General features: G+C 62.6%; 6 protein-coding genes. 3 read left to right on the forward strand and 3 right to left on the reverse strand.

All coding sequences use genetic code 11. The features are described 5' to 3' along the window. Positions 1-3: 3 nt before the first annotated feature. Both WB528_RS18505 and WB528_RS18510 read right to left on the reverse strand, forming a co-directional pair. On the reverse strand, positions 4-1080 hold the full coding sequence (locus tag WB528_RS18505) for a dienelactone hydrolase family protein (protein ID WP_423889842.1): 1077 nt from the start codon (positions 1078-1080) through the stop codon (positions 4-6). Positions 1081-1092: 12 nt separating this feature from the next. Further along, complete coding sequence (locus tag WB528_RS18510) at positions 1093-2064, reverse strand: S1C family serine protease (RefSeq protein WP_423889843.1); 972 nt, start codon at positions 2062-2064, stop codon at positions 1093-1095. Positions 2065-2409: 345 nt separating this feature from the next. Here WB528_RS18510 and WB528_RS18515 point away from each other — a divergent pair, with 345 nt between their 5' ends. Continuing rightward, entirely contained in the window at positions 2410-2559 is a 150-nt protein-coding gene (locus WB528_RS18515) for a hypothetical protein (protein WP_423889844.1), read from the forward strand. Between the two features lie 65 nt (positions 2560-2624). Here the strand turns inward: WB528_RS18515 and WB528_RS18520 are convergent, their stop codons facing one another. After that, positions 2625-3182: an HNH endonuclease gene (locus WB528_RS18520; protein ID WP_423889845.1), complete on the reverse strand. Its 558-nt coding sequence runs from the start codon at positions 3180-3182 to the stop codon at positions 2625-2627. 216 nt (positions 3183-3398) lie between these two features. Here WB528_RS18520 and WB528_RS18525 point away from each other — a divergent pair, with 216 nt between their 5' ends. Then, positions 3399-5159, forward strand: a complete 1761-nt coding sequence (locus tag WB528_RS18525) for a chloride channel protein (protein ID WP_423889846.1) — start codon at positions 3399-3401, stop codon at positions 5157-5159. A 28-nt stretch (positions 5160-5187) separates the two neighbouring features. Beyond that, a complete protein-coding gene (locus WB528_RS18530; RefSeq protein ID WP_423889847.1) occupies positions 5188-6144 on the forward strand; it encodes a Bug family tripartite tricarboxylate transporter substrate binding protein in 957 nt (318 codons plus the stop codon). Positions 6145-6256: the final 112 nt, after the last annotated feature.

Raw genomic sequence — 6256 nt, forward strand, 5'->3', positions numbered from 1 at the left:
GTCCTATCGATTGCCGATGCCTAGCCATTTGAGGATTGGCGCGTTCATTTCGTTCGGGTAGCAATGGCTGAGATTGTCGATTTCGCGGTAGGTGACGTCGGCGCCGGCCGCCGTGAGCACGTCGCGCGTTTCCCGCGCGGTCTGCACCGGAAACATCCAGTCGAGTGCGCCATGGACGATATGGATCGGCAGGCCTCGCAGTCTCTCGGCATCGGCTATCTCGGCCATCAACGGATGAAACGTTGCCGCGACCGGGGCAATGTGGGTGAAGGGTGAAGCGCGTTCGAGCCCAGTGACGTAGCTGAACGTGCCGCCGTCGCTCATTCCCGTCAGCAGCAATTTTTTGGGATCGATGTTGAAGCGGCTGCGGACGGAATCGAGAATGCGGGCAAGATTTGCCGTATCGGCGTCTTCGCCCATCAGTGCCCAGGTGCTTCCCACGGCTGTGGGGGCAATCAGGATCGCGCCGAGGCTGCGAGCATCGCGCAGCCAGCGCCACAGGAAACCGCGGCCGTTGCCGCTGCCGCCATGCAGCGCCATCACCAGCGGCCAGCTGCGATCTGGCGTGTAGTATTCCGGCACATACAGCGAAAAGCCGCCGCGGCTCCTCGGTTCGTTATGGTCGTGAATGATGCCGGTGTCCTCGCCTGCGGGGACGGCAAGACGCGCCAGCAGATCGTCGTCATCGCAACGCTCGGGGTTGAGGAAAAAGCTGCTCACCGGCGGGAATTTTGCCGCAAGCGGATAGAGCGCCTCTTGCGCCCGCGGCAACTGACGCAGCGCGCGGAACGCCATGGTGAGGTCTTCACGGCCGGCCTGTACTGCGCGCAGCCCCGCATAGGCCGCGAGCGAGGCGTCGCTTGCCGTCTCAAGCGAGCTCTGCAGGTCGGAAAATTCCGCGGGCCAGCCGGCAAGCCGCGCGCGCACGTCGTTCAAATCCTTGTCGGGCTGGCCGGCCGCTTCCATCACGCGATCGAAGGAGGGCGGATGAAAATGGCGCGAGATGAAGCCGAGCGTTTCCAGCGATTGCAGCAGCGGCGGCAATACCGCCACGACGTCGTCGATTACGGCCTCGCTCATCGGCGTCGCACGCTAATGCAGGCGCGGCGCCTTCAACAGCCGCGCGCGGTCGGTCGAGGCCAGCACGACATCGAAGGTGACGCCTTCATGGTGCACCGTCAGCGGCACGTCCACGCCGGCCGGCCCAAGCGCCCAGAGTTTGCGGTAGAAGTCCGCCTGACTCGTGATTTTTTCCCCGTCGACGGCGAGGATCACGTCGCCCGCCTTGAGTTCGGCGCGAGCGGCGGGTCCCTTCGCGGAAATGCCGACGATGACGACGCGATCGTCGACCTCGGTCGAGTACATCCCGAGCCACGGGCGCGCCGGCTTGTTGACGCGGCCGAATTTGCGCAAGTCGTCCAGCACCGGCTTCAGGAGATCGATCGGCACCACCATGTTGACATGCTCGGGCTTGCCTTCGCGCTCGCGCTCGAGTTGAAGCGAGCCGATGCCGATCAGTTCGCCGCGATCTGAAATCAAGCCGGCGCCGCCCCAATTGGGATGCGCCGGGTGGGTGAAGATCGCCTCATCCAGCATGTACTCCCAATAGCCGGCGAATTCCTGCTTGGCCGCGATCTGGCTCGCTACCGACCGAGTCCGCCCGCCGACGCCGCCCATCACCACGCGATCGCCGACTTTGGCGGGGTTCGACGAGCCGATCGGCAAGGGATCGAGATCGAGATGGCCGAGCGCTTGCACGAGGCCAAAACCGGTCACGGAATCAAATCCGAGCGCGTGGCCCTGCACCACGCGCCCGTCGCCGGCGTGCAGCCAGACGGCCTCGGCCTCGGTGATGAGATAGCCGATGGTCAGCACCAAGCCGTCATCGATGATGACGCCGTTGCCGGCGCGCTCGGTGCCGAGCGTATCGGCGGTGAACGCATCGGACGGGATGATCGAATGCAGGCCAACCACGGAAGCGAGCGCTCGATCGAGATCGAAGCCATAATCGCCGGTACGGGGCTGGTTCGCCGGCGGCACCTTCCATTCAGTGAGGGCGGGCATCGAGGATCTCCTGGAGGACTCGCGGCGAATTTGACGCGGAATGTCAAATCTGCGGCTCGATCCAAACGGCATCCGCTGCTCCGCCGAGGTGGCGACCGGGAGCCTGCGAAGAATTGCCTCGATCTTATGCCGCAAATTTTCTTCGCGAAAGGCCTTGATCCCCGTGCATTGCCGTCTGCACCGGCTTTCGCATGTGTCCCGCCCAAACGGCAATCGGCGCGCCAGCCGGACGCATTTGCTTGTTAAGCTTTCCCGGCATTAACGATGTACCGCAAGCTTGCGTAAAGAGTTCGCAACTAGCTTGCGCCCCGGAGTTTTCACGTATTTTCTTATCAGGAGACAAAAATGGATACTGCTACGAATATCTCTGCCGAAGCCGTTCCGGCTCCCAGCAACCTCTTCATCAGTGCGATGGCGGTGGTGTGCGGCCTGGCTGCGGTCGTGACTGCCTGCATGGCGGCGAACGGCCTCGATATCAGCGCCGGCTTCTTCTGATCGCATCTCTGTAAGTTTGATACGGTTATCTCGGCGCGGGGCTTGCAGCTTTCGCGCCGAATTCATTATGGATCGAGCTCGGTGTCCCAATAGAGATAGTCGAGCCAGCTGTCGTGCAGATAATTCGGCGGGAAAAGGCGTCCGTTGCGGTGAAGCTGATGCACCGTCGGTGCGAATGGATGCTGCCTTGGGAACATCCGCGCCTGCTGCGGCGTCAGGTTTCCCTTGCGTAGATTACACGGCGAACAGGCCGCGACCACATTTTCCCAGGTGGTCTGGCCGCCTTTGCTGCGCGGAATAATGTGATCGAAGGTGAGGTCATCGCTGGCCGAACAATACTGGCAGGCGAAGCGATCGCGGAGGAACACATTGAATCGGGTGAAGGCGGGATGCGTGCTCGGCTTGACGAAGGATTTCAGCGACACCACGCTCGGCAGCTGGATCTCGAAGGTCGGGCTGCGCACGGCGCGGTCGTAATGTTCGACGATGTTAACACGGTCGAGAAACACCGCCTTGATCGCGTCCTGCCAGGACCACAGCGATAGCGGGTAATAACTCAGCGGCCGGAAATCCGCGTTCAGCACCAGTACCGGCCAACCGCCTTGCGAGACATGTGCGTTCAAGTAACGCTCCCGGCCTCCATTATAGCTGCGAAGCAGCATAAGTTGACATACTACATGCAGCGTGACGGGATTGTGAAGAGCATAGGCAGGGTTATCTGCCCCGGTCTCTCGTCGGCTGCGGATTGCGAGGGCACCGCCAAGCCCGCTACAAGGCCGCTGGAAGGCCGCCAATTGAAGCGGGCGGGTACGTCAGGCCGCGGATATGGACACGGCAAAATGATCACCAAGTCGCCATATCTCGAAGCGCCGCGACGGCTCCGGGCTTTCGTCCGGGCCCACGAGACGAGCCTTGTGATCTTGGCAGCGGTGGTCGGCGCCATCGGTGGATTGGTGGTGGCTGCCATGAGCGCGGCGGTGAACGTGCTTCACGCCGTGCTCTTCAACATCAGTTCCGGCGATCGCCTTTCAAGCCAGGTCTCGATCGATCCCTGGCGCGCGCTTCTGGTTCCGAGCCTCGGCGGGCTTTCGTTGGGGATCGCCTTTCTGCTGTTGTTGCGTTGGCGGCCGGCGCGCGAAGTCGACCCGATCGAGGCCAATGCCCTGCATGGCGGACGGATGTCTTTTCGCGGCAGCGTGATCGTGGCGCTGGAAACGGTCTGGTCGAGCGGGGTCGGCGCATCGGTCGGGCTTGAGGCCGGATACACCCAGCTTTCGAGCGGGATTGGCGCCTCGCTCGGCCGCGGATTTCATCTGCGCCGCGCGGACCAGCGCTTGATGGTGGGATGCGGCGCGGCGGCTGCGATCGCGGGCGCCTTCGGTGCGCCGCTGGCGGGCGCCTTCTACGCCTTTGAACTCGTGATCGGCGGCTATACGCCCGCGAGCCTGACGCCGGTTGGGGTCGCCTCGGTCGTCGGCTATTTCGTCGCCCATGCCTTTGCGCCGCTGTCGCTTGGCGTCGGCGCCGGTCCTATGGTCGGGATCGTCGTGGGACGCGATCTTGCGGTAGCAGCGCTGCTCGGCGTTTTCGCCGCGCTGTTCGGGATCGCGATCATGCGCGGAGCCGGGCTTTGCGAAACACTGTTGGCCAGGATCATCCCTTGGCCACCGCTGCGTCCGGCTTTGGGTGGTCTTGCCGTCGGACTTTTGGCGTTGCAGACGCCGCAGGTGTTGTCGTCGGGGCACGGTGCCCTGCACTTCAACGGCATTGTCACGATGCCACTGGCGTTCATCGGCATGGCGTTCGTGCTGAAGACGACGGCGTCGGTGATATCGCTTGGCTCCGGCTTTCGCGGCGGCCTGTTTTTCGCCACGCTTTTTCTCGGCGCGATCGGTGGCCGTCTGTTCGCGGACGGCTTTGACGGCATCTGGCCGGGCCTGCAACTTGAATCCAACATCTACGCCATCATCGGCATGAGCGCGCTGTCGGCTTCCGTCATCGGCGGACCGCTGACAATGTCGTTCATTGCGCTGGAATCGACCGGCGACCTCTGGCTGACCACCGCGGTGCTGGTCGCCGTCATCATCTCGTCCCAGATTACGCGCGAGCTGTTCGGCTATTCCTTCGCGACCTGGCGGCTGCACCTGCGCGGCGAAACCATCCGCAGCGCTGCCGACATCGGATGGATCCGCGATCTCACCGTGCGGCGGATAATGCGGCCGGATGTGCTGACCGTGAATGCCGCGACCTCTATCGCCGAATTTCGCACGAAATTCCCGCCGGGGTCGAAGACGCAAGTGGTCGCGGTCGACGATGCCGGCCACTATGCCGGAATGGTATTTGTGTCCGATGCGCACGGCGCGGATATCGATGCGAAAAAGAACCTGAACAGCATCCTGCATTATCCCCGCGTCGTGCTGCATCCCGGCATGAATATCCGCGAGGCGATTGCTGCCTTTGACGTAACCGAGGCTGAATCACTCACTGTGGTCGAAAGCGGCGCTCAGCGGCCGATCGGCATCTTGACCGAGGCGCATGCGATGCGGCGTTATGCTGAAGAATCCGAACGGCGGCGGCGCGAGGTGGTCGGCGATGTCTAATTTATTCTCTCGTCGATGGCTCGCATCGATGGCCGTTGCCATCGCTGCTTTCGGGTGGGCCGGAGCGCCTGCTGCGCAATCCTATCCGGTGCGGCCAATCACCATGATCGTTCCATTTCCGGCCGGAGGCGCGACCGACACGCTTGCGCGGTTTCTCGCGGAAAACATGCGGGAGCGTCTCGGTCAGCCTATCATCATCGAGAATGTGGCCGGTGCCGCGGGCACTATCGGCGTCGGCCGCGCGGTTCGTTCACCCGCCGACGGCTATACGCTCTCCATCGGCACCTCGACCACGCATATGCTCACCGGCGGCCTCTACGCGCTGTCGTTCGATTTGTTGAGGGATCTCGAGCCGATCATCTATATCGGCAGCGAACCGCTCCTGCTCGCGGCGCGGAAGGATTTTCCTGCCAACGATCTCAAGGGACTGATTGCCTATCTCAAGGCCAATCCCGACAAGGTCTCGGTGGGCATCGCCGGTGTCGGCGCGACCGGGCATCTTGCCGGGATCGCGTTCCAGAAGGCGACCTCGACGAAATTTCAGTTCGTGCCCTATCGTGGCAATGCGCCGGCAATGCAGGACCTGCTGGCGGGCCAGATCGACTTCATGATGGAGCCGTCGTCCAATTTCAAATCGCTGATCGCAGCCGACAGCATCAAGCCGATTGCAGTCACCGGCAAAGCGAGGCTGCCAGCGTCGCCCAATATTCCAACCGTTGAGGAAGCCGGCCTGCCGGGCTTCACGGCCTCGCTCTGGTACGGGCTTTGGGTGCCAAAGGATACGCCCAGGGACATTGTCGAGAAGCTCAATGCGACCTTGCGTGACGTTCTCGCCGATCCCACGGTGCAAAAGCGGTTTGATGACCTCGGCATCCAGATCTCGCCGCGCGACCAGCAATCGCCGGAAGCCTTGCGGGTGTTTCAGAAGATCGAGGCGGAACGCTGGTGGCCGGTCATCAAGGCGTCCAACCTCAAGATGGAATGAGGTCATGCTTGCGTGCGCGGCAAAAGCCCTTCTTCGATCGCCTTGATTTGCAAGCCCAGGAATTTCGAGTTGATGCGGCATTGGGCGAGGCTTCCGGCGATAAACCATAGAC

Origin of the sequence: Bradyrhizobium sp. (assembly GCF_049586575.1) — a bacterium.
Classification (GTDB): Bacteria; Pseudomonadota; Alphaproteobacteria; order Rhizobiales; family Xanthobacteraceae; genus Bradyrhizobium.